Origin of the sequence: Ruegeria pomeroyi DSS-3, assembly GCF_000011965.2 — a bacterium.
In the GTDB taxonomy this organism is placed as follows: Bacteria; Pseudomonadota; Alphaproteobacteria; order Rhodobacterales; family Rhodobacteraceae; genus Ruegeria_B; species Ruegeria_B pomeroyi.
Window position 1 is genome coordinate 3,909,111 of the sequence record NC_003911.12, and the last position, 22,216, is coordinate 3,931,326.

General features: G+C 63.7%; 23 protein-coding genes. 20 read left to right on the plus strand and 3 right to left on the minus strand.

Going from position 1 to position 22,216, the window contains the following annotated elements; all coding sequences use genetic code 11:
- The 12 genes from SPO_RS18760 (at window position 1) to SPO_RS18815 (ending at window position 12,139) form a co-directional block, all read left to right on the plus strand.
- A complete protein-coding gene (locus SPO_RS18760) occupies window positions 1-816 on the plus strand; it encodes an alpha/beta fold hydrolase (protein WP_011049376.1) in 816 nt (271 codons plus the stop codon).
- Window positions 817-819: 3 nt separating this feature from the next.
- Window positions 820-1,263 (plus strand): DUF309 domain-containing protein, encoded by a 444-nt coding sequence (locus tag SPO_RS22325; protein ID WP_011049377.1) that lies wholly within the window; start codon window positions 820-822, stop codon window positions 1,261-1,263.
- A gap of 148 nt (window positions 1,264-1,411) precedes the next feature.
- Window positions 1,412-3,073 (plus strand): 2,3-epoxybenzoyl-CoA dihydrolase, encoded by a 1,662-nt coding sequence (gene boxC / locus SPO_RS18770; protein WP_011049378.1) that lies wholly within the window; start codon window positions 1,412-1,414, stop codon window positions 3,071-3,073.
- A gap of 74 nt (window positions 3,074-3,147) precedes the next feature.
- Window positions 3,148-4,599: a benzoyl-CoA 2,3-epoxidase subunit BoxB gene (gene boxB / locus SPO_RS18775; RefSeq protein WP_011049379.1), complete on the plus strand. Its 1,452-nt coding sequence runs from the start codon at window positions 3,148-3,150 to the stop codon at window positions 4,597-4,599.
- Window positions 4,600-4,666: 67 nt separating this feature from the next.
- A complete protein-coding gene (locus SPO_RS23135) occupies window positions 4,667-4,897 on the plus strand; it encodes a hypothetical protein (protein ID WP_158454190.1) in 231 nt (76 codons plus the stop codon).
- Complete coding sequence (boxA, locus tag SPO_RS18785) at window positions 4,894-6,078, plus strand: benzoyl-CoA 2,3-epoxidase subunit BoxA (RefSeq protein ID WP_044028834.1); 1,185 nt, start codon at window positions 4,894-4,896, stop codon at window positions 6,076-6,078. Before SPO_RS23135 ends, boxA begins: the two co-directional genes overlap by 4 nt.
- Before the next feature lie 85 nt (window positions 6,079-6,163).
- Entirely contained in the window at window positions 6,164-7,081 is a 918-nt protein-coding gene (locus SPO_RS18790) for a helix-turn-helix transcriptional regulator (RefSeq protein WP_011049382.1), read from the plus strand.
- A gap of 191 nt (window positions 7,082-7,272) precedes the next feature.
- Window positions 7,273-8,448 carry a substrate-binding domain-containing protein gene (locus SPO_RS18795; RefSeq protein WP_011049383.1) on the plus strand — a complete coding sequence of 392 codons (1,176 nt, stop codon included), beginning with the start codon at window positions 7,273-7,275 and terminating at the stop codon, window positions 8,446-8,448.
- A 70-nt stretch (window positions 8,449-8,518) separates the two neighbouring features.
- Window positions 8,519-9,283 carry an ABC transporter ATP-binding protein gene (locus SPO_RS18800; protein ID WP_011049384.1) on the plus strand — a complete coding sequence of 255 codons (765 nt, stop codon included), beginning with the start codon at window positions 8,519-8,521 and terminating at the stop codon, window positions 9,281-9,283.
- A complete protein-coding gene (locus SPO_RS18805) occupies window positions 9,276-9,998 on the plus strand; it encodes an ABC transporter ATP-binding protein (protein ID WP_011049385.1) in 723 nt (240 codons plus the stop codon). The genes SPO_RS18800 and SPO_RS18805 overlap by 8 nt, the downstream gene beginning before the upstream one ends.
- A 60-nt stretch (window positions 9,999-10,058) precedes the next feature.
- On the plus strand, window positions 10,059-11,090 hold the full coding sequence (locus tag SPO_RS18810; RefSeq protein ID WP_011049386.1) for a branched-chain amino acid ABC transporter permease: 1,032 nt from the start codon (window positions 10,059-10,061) through the stop codon (window positions 11,088-11,090).
- A complete protein-coding gene (locus SPO_RS18815; protein ID WP_011049387.1) occupies window positions 11,087-12,139 on the plus strand; it encodes a branched-chain amino acid ABC transporter permease in 1,053 nt (350 codons plus the stop codon). Before SPO_RS18810 ends, SPO_RS18815 begins: the two co-directional genes overlap by 4 nt.
- On the opposite strand, the gene SPO_RS18820 is transcribed toward SPO_RS18815, so the two are convergent.
- A complete protein-coding gene (locus SPO_RS18820) occupies window positions 12,136-13,281 on the minus strand; it encodes a DUF3095 domain-containing protein (protein ID WP_011049388.1) in 1,146 nt (381 codons plus the stop codon). The genes SPO_RS18815 and SPO_RS18820 overlap by 4 nt on opposite strands.
- A gap of 136 nt (window positions 13,282-13,417) precedes the next feature.
- Here SPO_RS18820 and SPO_RS18825 point away from each other — a divergent pair, with 136 nt between their 5' ends.
- From SPO_RS18825 to SPO_RS18845, 5 genes are all read left to right on the plus strand, one after another.
- Window positions 13,418-14,590, plus strand: coding sequence for an MFS transporter (locus SPO_RS18825; RefSeq protein WP_011049389.1), 1,173 nt, complete (start codon window positions 13,418-13,420; stop codon window positions 14,588-14,590).
- An 83-nt stretch (window positions 14,591-14,673) separates the two neighbouring features.
- Window positions 14,674-15,696: an aspartate-semialdehyde dehydrogenase gene (locus tag SPO_RS18830; RefSeq protein WP_011049390.1), complete on the plus strand. Its 1,023-nt coding sequence runs from the start codon at window positions 14,674-14,676 to the stop codon at window positions 15,694-15,696.
- A gap of 478 nt (window positions 15,697-16,174) precedes the next feature.
- Window positions 16,175-16,354 (plus strand): hypothetical protein, encoded by a 180-nt coding sequence (locus SPO_RS18835; RefSeq protein WP_044028836.1) that lies wholly within the window; start codon window positions 16,175-16,177, stop codon window positions 16,352-16,354.
- A 37-nt stretch (window positions 16,355-16,391) separates the two neighbouring features.
- Window positions 16,392-16,583 (plus strand): hypothetical protein, encoded by a 192-nt coding sequence (locus tag SPO_RS18840; protein ID WP_044028838.1) that lies wholly within the window; start codon window positions 16,392-16,394, stop codon window positions 16,581-16,583.
- Between the two features lie 111 nt (window positions 16,584-16,694).
- Window positions 16,695-18,314 carry a DUF4139 domain-containing protein gene (locus SPO_RS18845; protein WP_044029408.1) on the plus strand — a complete coding sequence of 540 codons (1,620 nt, stop codon included), beginning with the start codon at window positions 16,695-16,697 and terminating at the stop codon, window positions 18,312-18,314.
- On the opposite strand, the gene SPO_RS18850 is transcribed toward SPO_RS18845, so the two are convergent.
- Together SPO_RS18850 and SPO_RS18855 are read right to left on the minus strand one after the other, a co-directional pair.
- The gene (locus SPO_RS18850) at window positions 18,283-18,762 is read right to left on the minus strand and encodes a hypothetical protein (RefSeq protein WP_011049392.1); all 480 of its coding nucleotides are present in this window, start codon (window positions 18,760-18,762) and stop codon (window positions 18,283-18,285) included. The genes SPO_RS18845 and SPO_RS18850 overlap by 32 nt on opposite strands.
- A gap of 43 nt (window positions 18,763-18,805) precedes the next feature.
- Window positions 18,806-19,456 (minus strand): carbonic anhydrase, encoded by a 651-nt coding sequence (locus tag SPO_RS18855; RefSeq protein WP_011049393.1) that lies wholly within the window; start codon window positions 19,454-19,456, stop codon window positions 18,806-18,808.
- 158 nt (window positions 19,457-19,614) lie between these two features.
- On the opposite strand from SPO_RS18855, the gene SPO_RS18860 reads away from it, so the two are divergent.
- From SPO_RS18860 to SPO_RS18870, 3 genes are all read left to right on the plus strand, one after another.
- A complete protein-coding gene (locus tag SPO_RS18860; RefSeq protein WP_011049394.1) occupies window positions 19,615-19,998 on the plus strand; it encodes a hypothetical protein in 384 nt (127 codons plus the stop codon).
- Window positions 19,999-20,073: 75 nt separating this feature from the next.
- Complete coding sequence (locus SPO_RS18865) at window positions 20,074-21,453, plus strand: leucyl aminopeptidase family protein (protein WP_030003270.1); 1,380 nt, start codon at window positions 20,074-20,076, stop codon at window positions 21,451-21,453.
- On the plus strand, window positions 21,450-22,199 hold the full coding sequence (locus SPO_RS18870; protein ID WP_011049396.1) for a C40 family peptidase: 750 nt from the start codon (window positions 21,450-21,452) through the stop codon (window positions 22,197-22,199). Before SPO_RS18865 ends, SPO_RS18870 begins: the two co-directional genes overlap by 4 nt.
- Window positions 22,200-22,216 lie beyond the last annotated feature (17 nt).

Consider the following 22,216-nt stretch of genomic DNA (forward strand, 5'->3'; position numbering starts at 1 on the left):
ATGGACTGGAGTGCAAACCCCGCCGACAAGCTGCGCATTGATGAAGTGGGATTGGAATATGCCTGCCACGGCCCGGCGCCCGGTGACGCCCCGACCCTTGTGCTGCTGCACGAGGGGCTGGGTTGCGTGGCGATGTGGCGGGATTTTCCCGCGCAGCTTGCTGCGCGCACCGGGCTGGGCGTGCTGGTCTATTCGCGGCAGGGCTATGGCGGATCGGACCCGGTTACCCGGCCCCGGCCGCTGGATTTCCAGACCCGCGAGGCGCTGGAGGTGCTGCCCGCCATACTCGATGCCGCCGGTATCCGTCAGGCGATCCTGCTTGGCCATTCCGACGGTGCCACCATCGCCGCGATCCATGCCGGCAGTGTGGCTGGTCACCGGATACGCGGCGTGATCCTCGAGGCGCCGCATTTCTTTACCGAGCCGGGCGGGCTGGCCTCGATCACCGAGGCGCGCGCGGCCTATGAAAGCGGCGATCTGAAACAGAAACTGGCGCGCTATCACGCCGATCCCGATGGGGCCTTTCTGGGCTGGAACGACGCCTGGCTGGATCCCGGTTTCGCCACCTGGAACGTGGCCGAGGTGATCGACTATATCCGGGTGCCGATCCTGGCCATTCAGGGTCGGCAGGACCAATACGGCACGCTTGCCCAGATCGAAGAGATCGAGAGCCGCGCCTATTGTCCGGTGGATACGCTGATCCTCGATTGTCGCCACGAACCACATCGGGAATGCGCCGACCGGGTGCTGGACGAGGTCGCCGAGTTCTGTTCCAGGCTGCTGCGTATTGAGGCCGCCGATGTGATCCCGGCCTGAGCGATGGAACTGCCGCCCCTCTCGGACCCCTATATGCCCGGGTTGACCGCGCGGCCGCCCGAAGACCTGTTCGAGGCCCTGCATCAGAGCGTTCCCAACCAGTTGCGACCCGATAGTCTGGCCGCCTGCCCCGCCTGGATCGCTGGTTGGCGGCTGCTCGAACTGGGCTACTTCTGGGAGGCGCATGAGGTGTGGGAGCCGGTGTGGATGGCGCTGCCCCCCAATGACGCGGCCCGCCACGCGGTCCGGGCGGCCATTCAGCTGGCCAATGCGGCGCTGAAACTGCGCATGGGCCGGCAGGGTGCAGCGCAACGGCTCTGCTCCCTTGCGCGAGAGGCTGCCGGCCGCGCCAATGGGGCTGCGGCGCCCGAGGGGTGGCATGATCTGTTCCGCACCCATCTGGAGGCGGTTGAGGGTCGATTCGAAGTTCTGCAAAATAATGCATAAATCTGAAGGTCAGAACGGAAATGTTACTGGGGAATCTCTAACAAATTGATTTTGCTAAAAATCATAGATGCATTATTGTGCCATTTACGGCTTGAAAAATGACCGACGAGCATTAAACTGCATATCATCTTAACTCCTGGAGCGAGGCATGACCCAGCGTATCGACTTTCAGACCGACCCGTCCCGCTATCGTCACTGGCGGGTCGCGTATGATGGCGAGATCGCCAATCTCTACATGGATGTGGATGAACAGGGCGGCCTGTTCCCCGGCTACGAGCTCAAGCTCAACTCTTATGATCTTGGTGTCGATATCGAGCTGGCCGATATCGTCCAGCGGATGCGGTTCGAACATCCCGAGGTCAAGGTGGTGGTGATGCAATCGGGCAAGGACCGAGTGTTCTGCGCTGGTGCCAATATCCGGATGCTGGGCGGTGCCAGCCATGCGCACAAGGTCAACTTCTGCAAGTTCACCAACGAGACCCGCAACACTTACGAGGCGGCCGAGGCCGATAGCGGCCAGAAATACATCGCCGCGGTCAAGGGAGCCTGTGCGGGCGGCGGCTACGAGCTGGCGCTGGCTTGCAACTATATCATGCTGACCAATGACAGTTCCTCCTCGGTGGCATTGCCCGAGGTTCCGTTGTTGGCGGTGCTGCCTGGCACCGGCGGGCTGACCCGGGTTACCGACAAGCGCAAGGTTCGTCGGGACCTGGCCGATGTGTTCTGCTCGGTCGAAGAAGGTGTGCGCGGCCAGCGCGCGGTCGATTGGCGGCTGGTGGACGAGATTGCCCCGAATTCGAAATTCGACGAGGTGGTGCAAGAGCGCGCGCGGGAGTTTGCGAGCGCCAGCGTCAAACCCTCGGGCCTGACGGGGATCGCGCTCACCCCGCTCGACCGACGCTTTGCCGAGGACGGGTCGGTCACCTATTCCACGGTCGAAGTCGTTGTGGAGCGCGAGGCGGGTCGGGCGACCCTGACGATTTCCGGCCCGACGGACGCCGCCCCCGATACGGTCGACGCATTGCAGGCGCAGGGGGCCGAGGCCTGGATCCTGCGCGCGGCGCGCGAGCTGGACGATGCCATCCTGCATCTGCGCCTGAACGAACGCCGGATCGGGACGCTGGTGATCCAGACCCAGGGCGATGGCGCGGCGGTAGCGGCGCATGAGGCGCTGTTGCTTGAAAATCGCGACCACTGGCTGGCCAACGAGATCCTGCAGCATTGGAAGCGGGTGCTGAAGCGGGTCGATATGACCTCGCGCAGCCTGGTTGCCATTGTCGAGCACGGCTCCTGTTTTGCCGGCCCGCTGGCGGAACTGCTCTGGGCGGTGGACCGATCCTACATGATGCTCGAAGAGTTCGAAGGCGATAACCGTCCGCTCGCGGCCATCACGCTTAGCCCGGGCAACTTCGGAACCTATCCGATGGGTAATGACCTGAGCCGGCTTGCAACCCGGTTCCTGGGCACGCCCGAGGCGGTCGAAGCCGCCCGCGCACGCATCGGCGAGGCGCTGGAGGCGGAAGAGGCCGAGAAGCTTGGTCTGGTGACCTATGTGCTTGACGATATCGACTGGGAGGATGAGGTGCGTGTCTTCCTGGAAGAGCGCGCCAGCTTCTCGCCCGATGCAATGACCGGGATGGAGGCAAACCTGCGTTTTGCCGGACCCGAGACGATGGAAACCCGTATTTTTGGCCGGCTCACCGCCTGGCAGAACTGGATTTTCCAGCGCCCCAACGCGGTGGGCCCGGACGGGGCACTGCAACGCTATGGCACCGGGGTGCGCGGCGATTACGACATGGAACGTGTGTAGAGGGGGCGCAGATTTTCGCAGAAAATCTGTAGAAAAATCTTGTTCAAGATTTTTCCCCGCCAAGGAGGATAGCGATGCTTGATCTGATCAACGTGAGTTACGACACCCAGATCCCGAACAATGTGGGTCTGAGCCAGGACAAGAAGGTGCTGAAGGCGCTGGAGAAATGGCACCCCGGTTACATCAACTGGTGGAACGACCTGATCCCGCAGAACTTCCAGGAATCACTGGTCTATCTGCGCACCGCCGTCAGCGTCGACCCCAAGGGATGGGCCAAGTTCGACTATGTGAAGATGCCGGAATACCGCTGGGGCGTGCTGCTGGCGCCGCAGGTCGAGAACCGCACCATCCCGTGTGGCGAGCATTACGGGCAACCCGCCTGGCAAGAGGTGCCCGGTGAGTACCGCAACCTGCTCAAGCGCCTGATCGTCATTCAGGGCGATACCGAACCGGCCTCGGTCGAACAGCAGCGTCTGCTGGCATTGACCGCACCCTCGCTTTACGACATGCGCAACCTGTTCCAGGTCAATGTCGAAGAGGGTCGCCATCTCTGGGCGATGGTCTATCTGCTGCACAAGTATTTCGGCCGCGACGGCCGGGAAGAGGCCGATGACCTTTTGCGCCGTCAATCCGGCAGCGAGGAGGCGCCGCGCATGTTGGGGGCCTTCAACGAGGAGACGCCGGATTGGCTGTCCTTCTTTATGTTCACCTATTTCACCGACCGTGACGGCAAGATGCAGCTGGAAAGCCTGGCGCAATCCGGCTTCGATCCGCTCAGCCGCACCTGCCGCTTCATGCTGACCGAAGAAGCGCACCACATGTTCGTGGGTGAAACCGGAGTGGGCCGCACCATCGAGCGCACATGTCAGGTGATGAAGGAAAACGGCATCGACGACCCCTATGACACCGGCCGCATCCGTGATCTTGGGGTGATCGACCTGCCGCTGATCCAGAAAAAGCTGAACCTGCATTACACGCTGTCGCTCGATCTCTTCGGGCAGGAGGTGTCGACCAACGCCGCCAACGCGTTCAATGCGGGCATCAAGGGCCGTTACATGGAAAACCGGCTCACCGACGATCATCAGTTGCAGCAGGACACCTATACCGTCTGGGATTTCGAGGATGGCAAGGCGGTGCAGAAACAGGTGGCGGCGCTGACCGCGATCAACATGCGTCTGCGCGATGACTATACCAAGGATGCCGCCGGTGGTGTCGGGCGCTGGAACAAGATCATCGAGAAACACGGCGTCGATTTCCAGCTTTCGCTGCCGCATGAAGCGTTCCATCGCAAGATCGGCGTCTTTGCCGACAAGCATTTCGACCCGTCGGGCCAGCCCGTCTCGGGGGCCGAATACGACGCCGGTCTGCCCAAATGGTTGCCGACGCACGCGGATGGCGATTTCATCCAGTCGCTGATGAAACCCTGCTATGAGCCGGGCCAATACGCGCGCTGGATCGCCCCGCCCAAGGTGGGAATCGACAACCGTCCGGGCGACTTCGAATATGTGAAACTTCACATGGCCTGATGCCGGACAGTGGCCGGACCCCGTGGGCGGTAACATTTTGTGACCCGTCCACGGATTGACGGAAGGGGTGACTCTCCTGTTCGCTGAACCCGGCCTGATCGGACAACACGAGGAACCGACCATGCAGATCGACCGTTCGAAACCCGAAACGCCGCACCTGCACGCTCTCTCGGGGCAGATATCCACATTGCAGGGGCCCTGTGTCGGTTGTTCCGACTGCGTGGGCCTGTGCAAGGCGCTGATCGACACGCTTGTGGTGCCCGACCTCGTCCTGACCAGGAAACGCGAGACCTCATGAACCAACCGCTCAAGCAGCACCTGATCGACCCCGAAATCTGTATCCGTTGCTACACTTGCGAAATGACCTGCCCCGAGCAGGCCATCGAACATGACGACATGAATGTCGTGGTCGACGTCGAGAAGTGCAAATTCTGCATGGACTGCATCCCGGTCTGTCCGACCGGGTCGATCGACAACTGGCGGGTGGTGGACACGCCCTATTCGCTGGAGGATCAATACGGCTGGATGGACCTGCCGCCTCAGGAGGACGTGGCGGGAGACGAGGCGGGGCTTGAGGCGCTGGACGATGCCATGGCGGCCCTGCTGGCCGAGGCGCACAAGGGCGCGGGCGGCAAATCGCGCGCCCCTGCCACCGCCTCCAAGCCGACGATCAACCTCTATACGCTGGGCAAACCGGCCGAGGCGCGGGTGACCGGCAACTACCGGTTGACGGCCGAAAGCAGTGACAGCGATGTGCGCCACATCATCCTGGATTTCGGCGGCCAGCCTTTTCCGGTGCTCGAAGGGCAGAGCATCGGGATCATTCCGCCCGGCACCGATGAGGCGGGCAACCCGCATCTGCCCCGGCTGTATTCGGTCTCCAGCCCGCGCGACGGCGAGCGGCCGAATTTCAACAACCTGTCACTGACGGTAAAGCGCGAACCGCACGGCATCTGCTCGAACCATGTCTGCGATCTGAAGCCCGGCGACACGGTACGGGTCACCGGACCCTTTGGTGCCACTTTCCTGATGCCGTCGGATCCGGCGGCGCATCTGCTGATGATCTGCACCGGCACCGGCTCGGCACCCTTCCGGGCCTTTACCATGCGGCGGCAGCGCGAAAGTCCCAAGCTGCGCAACAGCCTGACCCTGGTCTTTGGGGCGCGCAGGCCACAGGAGCTGCCGTATTTCGGACCGCTCGCCAAGGTGCCCGAACAGTTCATGGCCAAGCATTTCGCCTTTTCCCGCCAGGATGGCGCGCCCAAGCACTATGTCCAGGACCGGTTGCGCGCCGAGGCGGACCGGGTAGGAGAGCTGCTGGCCGATCCCCTGACCCATGTCTATGTCTGCGGTCTCAAGGCGATGGAACAGGGCGTCGAAGAGGCGTTCAAGGACATTGCCCGCGCACAGGGCATCGACTGGACCGGCCTGCGTGACCGAATGCGCGACGAAGGGCGCTATCACGTCGAAACCTATTGATCCGGTCCCGGGAAGAGAGCGGATTGCACCAAGGGCCGGGCTGTCCTAAGATTGCGCACTATTTTGCACAAACCCTGCGGGCCGCATGACCGAGATCACCAATTTCCGGGGCGAAACCACGCCCAACAGCGCGCGCGACCAGGCCGAGGCAGAGGTCGCTGATCTGATCGCGCGGGTGGGCGAGCGGGTGCGCGCGGCGCGGCAACGGCGCGGTATTCCGCGCCGGGTGCTGTCCGAGATCTCGGGCGTGTCGCCGCGCTATCTGGCACAGCTCGAGGCGGGCGAGGGCAATATCTCGATCGGCCTGTTGCAGCGGGTGGCAACCGCGCTCGATCACCGGATCGAATGGCTGGTGGGCGAGGATGATCCCTGGTCTTCGGACGCGATGCGGGTGGCCGATCTCTATCGGGTCGCGGGCATGGATACCCGGGCCGAAGTGCTGCGTCTCTTGAGCCCCGCGCCCTCGCTGGCGGCGCGGGCCGGGCGCATCTGCCTTGTGGGGCTGCGTGGGGCCGGGAAATCGACCCTGGGACAACGGCTGGGCGCGGCGCTGGGTCTGCCGTTTGTCGAGCTGAACGACGAGATCGAGGATCAGGCCGGCATGCCGGTTGCCGAGGTCATGGCGCTTTACGGCCAGGAAGGCTATCGCAAGCTCGAGGCGCAGGCGGTGGCCCGGATCGTCGCCACCCATGACGCGCTGGTGCTGGCGGTGGCGGGCGGTATCGTCGCCGAGCCCGAGACCTACAAGACCCTGCTGGCGCATTTCCATACCGTCTGGCTGCGCGCCTCGCCAATCGAACACATGGAGCGGGTGCGTGCCCAGGGGGATGAGCGGCCGATGGCCGGCAATCCCGAAGCGATGGAGGAGTTGCGCTCGATCCTGACCAGCCGCGAGGCGCTCTATGGCAGGGCCGAGGCGCAGATCGACACCTCGGGCCAGAGCGTCGAGGCCTCGCTGAGCCAACTCACCCGCCTCGTGCGCGAGCGTGGATATCTCGACTGACCGCGCGGCCAGCGGCCAAGATTTTTCGACGAAAAATCTCTGCCTCCGGCCCGATTTCTGCGGCAAGAGGACGGGGGCGGCGCGGGATACGTATTTCCTCATAATTGACCGAAACGGCATGGCGACCTTAGCCTGAGGCGGTTCAGACTAAGACGCGCCGCTACCCATGGCGCATATCGGGGAGGAGAGACGTGAAACGCATTCTTTGCGCAGGAACGGTGTCGATTCTGGCGCTGGCATCCGCTGCGGCCGCCGACATCAAGATCGCCCATGTCTATGGCAAGACAGGCCCGTTCGAGGCCTATGCCAAACAGTCCCATGACGGGCTGATGCTGGGGCTGGAATATGCCACCGGCGGCACCATGGAGATCGACGGAGAGAAAATCGTCGTGATCGAGAAGGACACCCAGCTGAAGCCTGAAAACGGCAAGGCCCTGCTGGAAGAGGCCTATGGCGATGACGAGGTCGATCTGGCCGTCGGCCCGGTCAGCTCGGGCGTGGCGTTGGCGATGCTGCCGGTGGCCGAGGAATACGAAAAGGTGCTGATCGTCGAACCGGCGGTGGCCGATTCGATCACCGGCGCCAACTGGAACCGCTATATCTTCCGCACCGGGCGCAACAGCAGCCAGGACGCGGTGTCGAACGCCATCGCTCTGGCGGGCGAGAACGTGCATATTGCCACGCTGGCGCAGGACTATGCCTTTGGCCGCGACGGCATCGCCGCCTTCAAAGAAGCGCTGGAGGGCGCGGGCTCGGGTATCGTGCACGAGGAATACGTGCCGACCGACACCACCGACTTTACCGCCGCGGCCGAGCGTATCTTCAACGCGATGAAGGATCTGGACGGCGAAAAGCGCCTGTTCATCATCTGGGCCGGTGGCGGCAATCCGATGGGCAAGATCCAGGCGATGGATCCCAGCCGTTTCGGCATCGAGATCGCGACCGGCGGCAACATCCTGGCGGCAATGGCGGCCTACAAGGATTTCCCGGGCATGCAGGGGGCGACCTATTACTATTACGAGATCCCGCAGAACCCCGTGAATGACTGGCTGGTCAAGACCCATCAGGACCGTTTCGGCACCCCGCCCGACTTCTTCACCGCGGGCGGCATGGCGGCGGGCATCGCCGTGGTCGAGGCCATCAAGAAGGCAGGCTCCACCGATACCGAGGCGCTGATCTCGGCCATGGAAGGCATGGAATGGGAGACACCCAAGGGCAAGATGATGTTCCGCCCCGAGGATCACCAGGCGATGCAGTCGATGTATCACTTCAAGATCAAGGTGGACCCGAATGTCGACTGGGCCATCCCTGAACTGGTGCGCGAGTTGACGATCGACGACCTGCCGATCCCGATCCGCAACAACTGACTCCCCGACCTGACCGGTCCCATGGCGCGTTGCGCCGGGGCCGGTCTTTTTGCTAGCGGAAGATAAAGCCATGACATCCCCCATCCTGGCGACCGAGGGGCTGACCGTGCGGTTTGGCGGCCATGTGGCCGTGGACGCGGTTTCCTGCGCCTTTCACACCGGGGAGCTCACCGCGATCGTGGGTCCGAACGGTGCCGGCAAGACCACATATTTCAACCTGATCTCGGGCCAGATCCCGGCCAGCGCGGGCCGCGTCCTGCTGCGCGGGCGCGATATCTCGGGGCAGTCGGTGTCTCAACGCACCCGCGCCGGGATCGGGCGCGCGTTTCAGCTGACCAACCTGTTTCCCAATCTCAGCGTGTTGGAAAACGTGCGCCTGGTGGTGCAGTCCAAGGCGGGGCAAGGCATGAACCTGTGGTCGATGGCCAGCCGGCACGCGGAGCTGACCGAGGCCGCCGAGGCGATCCTGACGCGGGTGCGGCTGATCGACAACCGCGACCAGACCGTGTCTGAACTGAGCCACGGCAACCAGCGCAAGCTGGAGGTCGCGTTGCTGATCGCGCTCGACCCCACCGTCTATATGTTCGACGAACCCACGGCGGGCATGAGCGTCGACGAGGCGCCCGTGGTGCTGGACCTGATTGCCGAGCTGAAAGAGCAGCGCGACCGGACGATCCTGCTAGTCGAACACAAGATGGACGTGATCCGCACGCTGGCTGATCGCATCATCGTGTTGCACAACGGCGCGCTGGCCGCTGATGGCGACCCGGCCACGGTGATGGCTTCGGACGTGGTGCAAGAGGCCTATATGGGCCGGGAGCTGGAAGATGTCTGATCCGATCCTGCGGCTGGAGGGCGTCTATACCAACATCGCCCAGTATCACATCCTGCAAGGCGTTGACCTCGAGGTGCCGCGCGGCGCGGTGACCATGCTTCTGGGGCGCAACGGGGTGGGCAAGACCACCACGCTGCGATCCATCATCGGCCACTGGCGCGCGCATCAGGGTCGGATCCTGCTGGACGGGCAGGATATCACCCGGATGCCAACCCCCGCTATCGCGCGGGCCGGTGTCGGGTTTGTGCCCGAGGATATGGGCATCTTTGCCAATCTCACGGTTGAAGAGAACATGGTGCTGGCCGCCGTGTCCGGCCCCATCGACAGCGCGCGGCTTGACTGGGTGTTCCAGGCCTTTCCGCCGCTCAAGACCTTCTGGAAATCCGAGGCGGGGAACCTGTCGGGCGGGCAGAAACAGATGCTGTCGATCGCGCGCGCGATGGTCGAGGAACGCAGGCTCTACCTGATCGACGAGCCCACCAAGGGGCTGGCGCCCGCCATCGTGTCGACCATGGCCCGAGCGCTGCGCGAGCTGAAGGCGCAGGGTGCCTCGATCCTGCTGGTGGAACAGAATTTCTCGGTCGCGCGGGCGCTGGGCGACAGCGCCTGCGTGATGGATGACGGGCGTATCATCTGGTCCGGCGAAATGCGCGAACTGGTCACCGATGCCGCCCTGCAAGAGCGGTTGATGGGTCTGAGCATGGAGGCCCATTGAGATGCGCGGGAAGAGGTTGGAGATGAGTACTTTTGACCAGAAAGAAGCAGGAGGTCCGTCATGAGCATGGCCCCCGAACACGCGCCAACAATGGCGCGGCTATCCCTGGCGCAGCGGCTGGCCCCGTGGATGCCGGTGCTGCTGGTGCCGCTGCTGGTCCTGGCCGGGCTGCTGGCGATCCCGAACACGTCGTCCTGGCTGACGCTGACGGTATCGGGGCTGGCGATGGGGATGATGATCTTTCTCATGGCCTCGGGCCTGACGCTGGTCTTTGGACTGATGGATGTCATCAATTTCGGCCATGGCGCGTTTGTCTCGGTGGGCGCCTTTGTCGGCGTTTCGGTGCTGCTTCTCTTGGGTGGCATGACCGGCGCGCCCTCGTTGGCGCTGAACCTTGCGGCCATGGGGCTGGCGGTGATCGGGGCGATGCTGGCCACCGGCGCCATGGGCTGGGCCTTTGAGAAGGTCATTGTCGAGCCGGTCTATGGTCATCACCTGAAACAGATCCTGGTCACCATGGGCGGGCTGATCGTGGTCGAGCAGCTGATCATCGTGCTCTGGGGGCCCGAAGAGATCTATATCTCGCGCCCCGAGGCGCTGAAGGGCGCGATCACATTCGCCGGCGCCGCGCTGGAGAAATACCGGCTGGTGGCGGTGGGTCTGGGCCTTGTGGTCTTTGCCGCCATGCGCTGGACGCTGAGGCGCACCAAGATCGGGCTGATCGTGCGCGCGGGCGTCGAGAATGGCGAGATGGTGCAGGCGCTGGGCTATCGGCTGCGGCTGGTCTTTGTCGGCGTCTTCATCGCCGGATCCGCGCTGGCCGGGCTGGGGGGCGTCATGTGGGGCCTCTATCAGGAGGTCGTGAGTGCACATATGGGCAATCAGGCGATGATCCTGATCTTTATCGTCGTCATCATCGGCGGGCTGGGCAGTGTCGAGGGCTGTTTCATCGGTGCCCTGCTGGTTGGGCTGATGCAGAATTATGTCGCGTTCCTGGAACCCAAGGTGGCGCTGATTTCCAATATCGGCCTGATGGTTGCGATCCTGATGTGGCGCCCGATGGGCATGATCCCGGTGGTGAAGGCAAAATGATCAAAGCGGTTCTTTCGGGCGACATGCCCCGCTCATTGGTGCTGGCCCTGATCCTGGGGCTGATCCTGGTCTGTCTGGCGCTGGCGCCCTTCCTGTTTCCCGGCGTGCGCACTGTCGATACGGCGGCACGGATCTGCGTGTTCATCGTGCTGGTGGCCAGTTACGATCTGCTCTTGGGCTATGGCGGCATCGTCAGTTTCGCCCATACCATGTTCTTTGGCATCGGCGCCTATGGGGTCGCACTGGCCCTGACCCATCTCGGGCGTGGCTTCGATGCGATCCTTGTGGGCGCGGGTGCAAGCGCGCTGCTGGCAGCGGCGCTTGCCTTTGTCATTGGTCTCTTCAGCCTGCGGGTACGGGCGATCTTCTTTGCCATGATCACGCTGGCGGTGGCCTCGGCGGTGGCCGTTCTGGTCAGCCAGCTGTCGGGCCTGACCGGGGGGGAGGATGGGCTGACCTTCAAGACACCGCGCGCGCTGGGCCCGGCCTTCAAGTTCGGGGACGAGCTGTTCGGGGTGAAGCTGAACGGCAAACTGTTGTCCTATTACGTGGTGTTCATTGGCAGCCTGGTCCTGTTCCTGCTGATGCTCAGGGTGGTGAATTCGCCCTTTGGCCGGGTGTTGCAGGCGATCCGCGAGAATGATTTCCGGGCCGAGGCGATCGGCTATCGGGTGGTCTATTACCGGGTTGCGGCGACCTGCCTTTCGGCAGCGGTGGCGGCGCTGGCGGGCAGTCTCTATGCGATCTGGCTGCGCTATGTGGGGCCGGATACCACGCTGAGCATGGAGATCATGATCGACATCCTGCTGATGGTGGTGATCGGCGGCATGGGAACCATGTATGGCGCTGTGATCGGAGCAACGCTGCTGGTTCTGGCGCAGAACTATCTGCAGAACCTGATGGGTGTCGCCGGGTCGCTGGTCGACGGGGTGCCGGTGCTGCCGCAGCTTTTGGATGCCGACCGCTGGCTCTTGTGGCTTGGGGTTCTGTTCATCCTCAGCGTCTATTTCTTTCCCACCGGCGTGGTGGGCCGGTTGCGGCGCGGCTAGGCTTTGCGAATACGCTCGGCGGCGGCGGCATATCCGCCCGCCGCCCCGTCGATGAAATGCACATGATCATCGCGCATCGCCGAGGGCACGAAACAGGTCATCATCGCCTCGTCCTGAGCAAACAGACCATAGCGGATCTTGCCGCGGCGCCGCGCATCTTCAAGGATCGTCTCGATCCTGGCGCGCGTCTCGGCGTCGCAATCGAGGGTCATCTTCAGCCCGTCATCGAATTTGCGGTAATCGGCATTGCGGCTGACCATGCGGGCATAGTGATCGGGCCGGAAGTCGCCCAGCCGAAGGCCGGTGCGAAACAGCAGCCAGATCAGCAGGTTCTGACCCAGAAGCTTCATTTTGTGCAGGGCCAGACTGCGGCCCTCGCGCGACACATGGGCATCCAGCGTCAGGCCCGGCGGTGGCCAGGTCACGCCGGGGCCGCCGGGCGGTACCGGGTGGCCGCTCCGCTCGAGCCCGTCAGCAGTGGCCATGACGCGGCGGGCCAGATCGGCAAAGTCACGCTCGCTTGCCGTCTCGGTGGGGGCGATCACCAGCGACACGATCTGCCCGTTCCGGGCGCGCATGTTGGACCAGCGGCAGGACAGGCCGGTCAGATCGGGCTGAGCGCCGGGAGGGGCAGGATCGACAACGAATTCACCAGCCTTCATCCGTGCTTCGGCCCAGGCCAGCCCCCGGCCCGAAAACATGGCGTAATCGACCCCCTGCGAAGCCGCATAGCGGGCCACCCTTACATCCCGCCGGGCGGCGCGGATCGTGGCGACCGGCACCAGCGCGGCGCGCAGGGCGATGTCGAACTCCTCTGCCGCCCAGCGGCGCAGATCGGCCAGCACTGTGCGGACCCGCTCGGCCTTGTCGCCGGGGACCGCGAAACCGGCGCCGTCGCCGCCAAAGACATAGGGAAAGCGCTGGTCGCCCATTGCGTTGATCATGGCCGAGATCACCGCCGCGCCGACCATGTTCACGGTCTTGTAGCGCCCGCGCGCGATCTCTCCGGTACTGTCGACGATATCGGCAGTGCCCAGCACCCAGTCATCGGGAAGGGGTGTGAACCGCGATGGTTCAGACAGCTCGGGGAAATCCATCACCGGGCGCAGCGAGGCATAAAACGAATCCGGATCTTCAACCATGTGACCCTCACAACAATATGACTCTACATAGCAGCCTGACGGCGAAATCCAGAGCCTTGCCGCACAGCAGGCGCGCTTGTGCCGCGACAGATAACATGTCAACCATCACGCAGGCGCATATCGGAGAGGTAAACGCATGCAGGCCGGTCTGATCATTCTGTGTCTGGCCTATGTGCTGAGCCAGTTCTTTCGTGCCTTTCTGGCGGTACTGACCGCAGACCTGGCACGTGATATCGGTGCGCAACCCGACGATCTGGCCTTTGCCTCGGGCCTGTGGTTCCTGACCTTCGCCGCGATGCAGATTCCCGTGGGCTGGGCGCTGGACCGGATCGGACCGCGCCGGACCGCCGCGGCCCTTCTTCTGGTGGGTGGCGGTGGTGGTGCCGCGCTGTTTGCCCTGGCCACGACGCCTGTTCACATTAGCGCGGCCATGGTGTTGATTGGGGTCGGTTGTTCGCCGGTGCTGATGGCCTCTTACTTCATCTTCGCGCGCGAATATCCGCCCGCACAATTTGCCACCCTGGCCGCCGTGATGCTGGGCGTGGGATCGGTGGGCAACCTGGTGGCCTCATACCCGACCGCGCTGGCGGTCGAACTGATGGGCTGGCGCGCGACGCTGGCCGGGTTGGCGGCAATCTCGGCAGCGGTGGCAGCGGGTATCTGGCTATCGGTGCGCGACCCCGAGATGGTGCAGCACGACACCAAGGGATCGCTGCTCGATCTGCTCAAACAGCCGCTCTTGTGGACGATCCTGCCGCTGATGCTGGTGGCCTATGCGCCTGCGGCGGCGCTGCGCGGGCTTTGGGCGGGACCCTATCTGCGCGATGTGTTTGACCTGGACACCGGCCAGATCGGGCAGGCGACGCTGATCATGGGGGCGGCGATGATTGCCGGCACCTTTGCCTATGGACCGCTCGACCGGGTTCTCGGCTCGCGGAAATGGGTGGTCTTTGGCGGCAACCTGGGCGGCGTACTGGCACTGGCCCTGCTGGTTCTGTGGATCGACCTCGGCGTCTGGTCCTCGGTTGCGCTGTTGGCGGCGATCGGCTTTCTTGGCGCCTCGTTCCCAGTGATCATGGCGCATGGCCGCGCCTTTATTCCTACGCATCTGGTGGGGCGTGGAGTAACCTTGCTCAACCTCTTCGGCATTGGCGGCGTCGGGTTGATGCAATTCGTCACCGGGCGCCTGCACGAAAGCTATGCCGCCGCTGGCCCGGCCGCGCCCTATACCGCAATCGTGACCTTTTTCGCGGTCTCGCTGGTCGTTGGTCTGGTGATCTATCTGTTCAGCCGCGACAGTCTGGCCTGACTGGGGTCTTTCCTCGCCGTCACTTTCCCTGTATGGAACCGCCGCCGGTCAAGGCGACCGGGTATATCTGGAGAAACAAGAAAATGGGTTATCGCGTCGTCGTCGCTGGCGCCACGGGCAATGTGGGCCGCGAAATGCTGAACATCCTGGCCGAGCGCCAGTTCCCCGTGGATGAGATTGCCGCGCTGGCAAGCCGTAAATCCCTGGGCACCGAAGTCAGCTTTGGCGACAAGACTATCAAGACCCAGGATCTGGACACTTTCGACTTCACCGGCTGGGACATGGCGCTGTTCGCCATCGGCTCGGACGCGACCAAGGTCTATGCGCCCAAGGCGGCCGCGGCCGGTTGCGTGGTGATCGACAACAGTTCGCTCTACCGCTACGACCCGGACATTCCGCTGATCGTGCCCGAATGCAACCCGCAGGCGGTGCATGGCTATGCCAAGAAGAACATCATCGCCAACCCCAACTGCTCGACCGCGCAGATGGTGGTGGCGTTGAAGCCGCTGCACGACCGCGCCACGATCAAGCGCGTCGTCGTCTCGACCTATCAATCGGTCTCGGGCGCGGGCAAGGACGGCATGGACGAGCTGTGGGAACAGACCAAGGCGGTCTATAACCCGACCTCGGACGTGCCCCCGAAGAAGTTCCAGAAGGAAATCGCCTTCAACGTCATTCCCCATATCGACGTCTTCATGGAAGACGGCTCGACCAAGGAGGAATGGAAGATGGTCGCCGAAACCAAGAAGATCGTCGATCCCTCGATCAAGGTCACCGCAACCTGCGTGCGGGTGCCGGTGTTCGTCGGTCACTCCGAGTCGATCAACATCGAGTTCGAGGAATTCCTGGACGAGGACGAGGCCCGCGACATCCTGCGCGAAAGCCCCGGCATCATGGTGATCGACAAGCGCGAGCCCGGCGGCTACGTCACGCCCAAGGAATGCGTGGGCGATTTCGCCACCTTCATCAGCCGCATCCGGCAGGATTCGACCGTCGAGAACGGGCTGAACCTGTGGTGCGTCTCGGACAACCTGCGCAAGGGCGCGGCGCTGAACGCGGTTCAGATCGCCGAATTGCTGGGCCGTGAGGTTCTGAAGAAGGGCTGACATCGCCCGATCAAGACTCTTTTCAGCACCCTCGCCCGGTCGGGCGGGGGTGTTTTTGTTTGCTCTGTTCACAAGATCAACTCAAGGTCGAGTCAGGGCGGGTTTCTCTACCGGAATTGACCTGTTTCCGAAATCTCTAAAATCTGTCCTAAACATGGCTAATTTTGGCCAGATCGCGGACAAACTTTTGTTTTTAATGTGATTTATCACTTTTTTGACACAATCTTGCACGATTCCCGACCGAATCGCGGCCAAACATCAAGTCATCAGGAAATCGAACCTTCGGCGGATACATCAGGGACCACCGGAAAAATACCCTCGCAGAGGTACCGGTAGAGTTGTGCCCCCTCCCCGGTGCCGCCGAGAATGTGCCCAAGTGTAAAGAGTTCGGACCACCGCCCCTTCCCCCCAAGCGGTGCGATCCGACCCATCAGGAACAACAAGGCGGTATCGCCTCTGGACAAAGAGGAAAACGAAAATGGCAACCATCATCACCTTCCCGCGTCGCGACATCCAAACCCCCGTTTCGGGCGTCGAAGCCAACGCCGACAACGTCCTGTCGCTTGCCGACTGGCGGGCACGGGGCCGGGCGCTGCGCACCGCAAACGGCGTGTTCTTCGTTTCGACCCCCTGGGGCAGCTCCGGCGACGCCGCCTGATCCAGACCGTTCAGCACCATATTCAGGAGTGACAGAGATGACCCAGACCCTTGCCCACAAAGCCCGCCACAACCGTATCGCCGCGCTGCAATATCTGCGCCTGACCCGTCAGGGAGCCGAGCGCGAAAACGAGGTGATCAACCTGTTTGCCCACCGTGCCCGCCAAAAGGCCAAGCCGATCTTCAGCTCGGTCCGGGCCCGGGTCGAGGATGAGCGGATCGCCGCCTAAGACCTTTGGATCGGATTTCGAAAGGGCGCCCATCGGGCGCCTTTTTCTTGTGCAGTCAGGGTTGAGATGCCAGCCTGCCGCTATCCCATTGCCTCTGATCAAGGATTTCTGATGCGCTTTTTTGTTCCGTTTGTCGTGGCCCTGTTCAGCACGGTCACACCGGGTTTGGCCGGGTCCTATTCCACCGAGACCACGGTCACGGCGGCGACTGTCTTTCCCCAGGGGGCCGCGGTCCGGCGACAGCTTTCCATGGAACTGCCGGCCGGGCGGCATGATTTGACCCTGTTGGGCATTCCCGTTGACGGCCCAGAGCTGGAAACCCTCGATATCCAGGTAGCGGGTGCGCGCGTGCTGGCGCGCAAGTTCCGGCATTCGGATGTGCCCTGGCACGATTATCGCAGCGCGGCCTATCTGGCAGCGCGCGAGCGGGTCCGCGCGGTCGAACAGCAAATCCTGGCTGTCCGGGACGCGGCAGAGACCGCGCGGCTCAGGGCTCGGGCCGCTGATCAGGCGTCGGGCTTTCTGGCCCGTCTCGGCGAGAACGAGGGTTTGGCCGGGGCCGAACCCGAGACCTTGCGCGCCATCACCCGGATGATCGCAGAAGAGGCGCTGACCTCGGCCCGTGCGGCGCAGGACGCCGAGATCGAGGCGCGCGGGATCGAACGCAAGTTGACCGCGCTCGAGGAAGAGCTGCAAGCGGCGATGCAGGATCTGGCCGCCGTTTCCGGGGCAACCGAGGATCGGGGCGTGCTGACGCTGGACCTTGAGCTTGAGGCAGAGGGGACGGTCGAAATCGACATCGGTTATCTGACCTTAGAGGCTGGCTGGCAGCCCGTAACCGATCTTTATCTCACCACCGGCGCCTCTCCCCAGGTCGACATTCGCCTGGGCGCGCGGGTGACGCAGGATACTGGCGACGACTGGAGCGAGATCGCGCTCAGCATCTCGACCCTGCGCCCGATGGACAGGGCCAGCCCGTCAACGCTCTGGCCGCTTTTGCGCCGGATCGTCGAGCCCGAGCGTGAAGAGCGGATGTTCAAAGGCGCCATGGCCGAGGCGGTCGTCGAAGCACCGGTTATCGTCGACGAGTTTCAACCCGCCTATGACGTTCCCGGCACCGGCCAGACCTATACGCTATCCGCGCCGGTTACGCTGATCTCGGGGGTCGAGGACACGTTTCTGGAGATCGGCAGGGTGAGCGAGGCAGCAGAGGTGTTTGCCCAGGCGGCGGCGCAGCATGACAGCCACGCCTTTCGGATGGCGCGGTTTCGCAATTCCACGGGGCGCACGATCCTGCCATCTGACAGCGGGCGCCGCTTTGTCGATGGGGTGATGGTGGCCCTTGAAGCGACGCCGCAGATTGTCGAGGGCGAAGAGGTGACGCTCGGGTTCGGGCCGATCTACGGATTGACGGTCGAACGCGCGGTGCTGAACAGGTCGACGGGCGACACCGGGATCATCACGCGCTCGAACGCGCAGAACGAGCGGGTCGAGATTGCGGTGCGCAACCTGACCGGAGAGAGCTGGCCGCTCAGGGTTTTTGATCAGGTGCCCTATTCCGAGCAGGAGGATCTGGTGATTGACTGGACCGCCACACCCAAACCGGATGAACAGGATGTGGACCGGCTGCGCGGCATTCTGGCCTGGAAGATGGAGCTTGCGCCAGAGGCAGAGCGGATCATCCGTCTGGATACGGCGATCAACTGGCCCGAGGGGATGGAGCTGCGGTGATATCGTTCCTGTCTGGCCGGCCAAGCATCCGGTCGGCCAGATATCTGTGACTGTGACCGGGGAACGGCGCATCGAAGCGGCGCATCAGCGTGGCATAGGAATGTCCAAGCTCCGAGGCCTTGCACAGGCGTTCGCCCGACGGGTGGCGATGCAGGGCAAGGCCGCCGCCCGCCTCGCGCAGCGCGAAACCCTGACGCGACAGGCGGCATGAGAGGTCAGCCCAGCTGCGGGCATGGGCGAAATCGGCGGCGAGGAGCGTCCGCAAGGACGCGAGGAGCCGCTCATCCGCCCGATTGGGCGTCTTCGCGTTTCGGCTGCGCCGCTGGATTTCCGCCTCCACTGCAACGCGAACGAACTGGCCCAGCGTAACATCGCTGTCCTGCGCCAGCCGCATCGCGGCGCGCAGGGTCGATTCATCCAGTTTCAGCATGATCTCTCGGAGCGACATGGCTCCGAGCCTCCACGATTCAAGTTAACGTAACCCTAACGCTTTAGACCGGCACGAACCGCTCATCCCCCGGTTCATAGCATTGCAGGCCACCTTCGCCGATATCGGTCCACAGGCCATGCAGGCTCAGCGATCCTTCCTCGACCGCCGAGGCGATGAAGGGGAAGGTCATCAGGTTCTCCAGCGAGGCGACGACGGCGTGTTTTTCTAGTTGCCGAACCTGCTCGTCTTCGTCTTCGATCTTGGCCACATGATCGTATTTCGGCTTCAGGATATCCATCCAGCGCCCGACAAAGCTTTCCTTGGCCTCCAGCTGCGGCGCGTGGCCCTTGCACATGTCCAGGCATCCGCGCACGCCACCGCATTGCGAATGGCCCAGCACGATCAGATGCGCGACCTTCAGCACCGTCACTGCATATTCCACTGCGGCACTGGTGCCGTGATGGTCGCCATCGGGCAGATAGGGCGGCACCAGATTGGCGACGTTGCGGTGGATAAAGAACTCTCCCTGATCGGCCCCGAAGATCGAGGTGACATGCACCCGGCTGTCGCAGCACGAGATCACCATGGCGCGCGGCCGCTGGCCTTCGCTGGCCAGACGCCGATACCAGACCTGGTTCTCGGTATAGGTAGTCGCCTTCCAGCCGTGGTAACGCTGGACCAGATAGTTGGGCAGAGGGCGGGCGAGTTTCATCGTTGAATTTCCTGTCGCTGACCTGTCGTGACAGCCTCCTTTAGGCCAGTTTGAAAGAAAATTCGAGGTATTTCCCGTCGCACCGGAAACCTTTTGAAAACCTCTCTGAAACCAGAATGCCAGACGTGTCGTGGGGGCACAGGACTTTGGGGTGAGATGTGGTGGTTGAAGTAATCACGCTTGTGCAAAGCGAGTCCGTAAGGCTGGACCCGGATCGGCTGGGCGGGCTCTATCGGCAATTGGGAGACGCCGGGGCCGAGGATGTCGTCTGTCGCGCGATCGAGGAACTGGCCGTGCGGCTGACCAATTGCGAACGATTGTGGCGCGCGCGCGACTGGACGGCGCTGCGCAAATGTGCCCGGTCGCTGATTGCGATCTCGGAACAGATCGGCATGGTGGCGCTGGCCCGCGTTGCCCGGCAGGTCACCGATGCGATCGACAATGGCGACTATGTCGCCACCAGCGCTGTGCTTTACCGGCTGATCCGGGTCGGCGAGAAATCCCTGACCGAGGTCTGGGACCAGCAGGACCTGTCGATCTAGCCTTGTGATCTGAGGGCTTGCAGGTCGCTGTGGGCCCGATAGTCTGGGCCTGTCACCATGTTGGAAAGGTCGCAGATGCCCCTCAGTTTCGCCCCCGCCGATGCGGATGCGCTGCCGCTTCACGTCATCGAAAAGACCGCTCTGGATGGCTGGTTGCAAGGGCAGCCGGCATCGGTTGCGGCCTGGGTCAGGGCCAGCGGCTTTACCGGCGCCATCGGTCAGGCGCTGCCGGTCCCGGGCGAGACCGGAGCGCCCGTGATGGCGCTCGCGGGCTATGGCAGCGCCGAGACCCGGGCGCGCAAGCGGTTCGTGCTGGCCGCCGCGGCCGAATCCTTGCCCGAAGGCATCTGGCGCATCGGCTCGGGCCTGCCCGAGGCGCAGGCCGAGGCCGAATGTTTCGGTTGGCTGATGACCGGTTATGCCTTTGACCGGTACAAGGGGCAGTCTCCGGCCAAGGCGCGCCTGGTGGCCCCCGCCGGGGTCGATGCCGCCCGGATCGAGGCGATGGCGACATCCGAGGCGCTGACCCGCGATCTGATCAACACGCCGGCTCAGGATATGGGCCCCGATGCGCTGCAAGCGGCGGTCGAGGCACTGGCGGCAGAGTTTGGCGCCACCTGCACCGCGATTGTCGGCGACGATCTGCTCAGCCACAATTTTCCGATGATCCATGCGGTCGGTCGTGCCGCCGCGCGCGCCCCGCGCCTGATCGAACTGCGCCGGGGCACGGTGGGGCCGAAACTGACGCTGGTGGGCAAGGGGGTCTGTTTCGATACCGGTGGTCTGAACCTCAAACCGGGCAATAGCATGGCCCTGATGAAAAAGGACATGGGCGGGGCGGCCAACGTTCTGGGTCTGGCGCGGATGATCATGGCGCTTGATCTGCCCGTGCAGCTCAGGGTGCTGATTCCCGCGGTCGAAAACGCCGTTTCAGGTAATGCGTTCCGCCCCGGCGACATCCTGACTTCGCGCAAGGGGCTGACGGTCGAGATCAACAATACCGATGCCGAGGGGCGGCTGGTGCTGGCTGACGCGCTGGCACTGGCGGATGAGGGTGCACCCGATCTGGTGATCTCGATGGCGACGCTGACCGGGGCCGCGCGGGTGGCGGTCGGCCCCGATCTGGCGCCCTTCTACAGCGATGACGACAGCGCCGCGCAGGCCCTGGCCGAGGCGGCGCTGGGCGCGGCGGATCCGGTCTGGCGAATGCCGTTCCACACCCCCTATGAAGAGATGATCGAACCGGGCATCGCCGATCTGGACAATGCTCCAGGCGGTGGCTTTGCCGGGTCGATCACCGCCGCGCTGTTCCTGCGCCGCTTTGTTGTGGCACCCTATATGCATTTCGACATCTATGGCTGGCAGCCGGTCAAGGCGCCGGGCCGTCCCAAGGGCGGTGTGGGACAGGGGCCGCGCGCCCTGCTGGCGGCCCTGCCCCGGATGCTGGACCTATGAGCGCGCATGCCATCCTGCGCCCGGTCGTCGACCTGTTGCGCTGCCCGGAGGGGCCGCGCGACCGTCAGGTTCTGCTGGGCGCGCGGGTCGAGCTTCTGGAGCGGCAGGAAAACTGGGCGCGAATCCGCGCCGACAAGGATGGCTACGAGGGCTGGCTGCCCGCGGATGTGCTGGGCGCGGATGCGGTGCCCACCCATTGGGTCAGCGCGCCATCGACTCATGCCTATGCCCGCGCCGATCTGAAAAGCCCGGACCTGATGGCGCTCAGCTTCGGGTCGCGGGTGGCGGTGCACGCGGTGTCGGGCCGGTTCGCAGAGACGGCGCAGGGCCATATCCCGGTGCAGCACCTGACCCCGATGGGCCAGAGGTTGACCGATCCCGTGGCGGTGGCCGAACTGTTTCTGGGCACACCCTATCTTTGGGGTGGCGACAGCCGCTGGGGTATCGACTGTTCGGGGCTGGTGCAGGCGGCGCTGCTGGCCTGTGGCCATCCCTGCCCGGGTGACAGTGGCCCGCAATCGCGCGCTGTGGGCACGCTGATGCCGCCCGGCACCCAACCCCGGCGCGGCGACCTGCTGTTCTGGACCGGTCACGTGGCGCTGGTGGCGGATGCCGAGCGTATCCTGCACGCCAATGCCAATGACATGGCGGTCGCCTACGAGCCGACCGCCGCGGCAATCGCGCGTATCATCGCGCAGGGCGAAGGACCAGTGACAGCGCATCGCAGGCCCGCCATCCACGCTTGAACCCGTGTCGCGGGTTC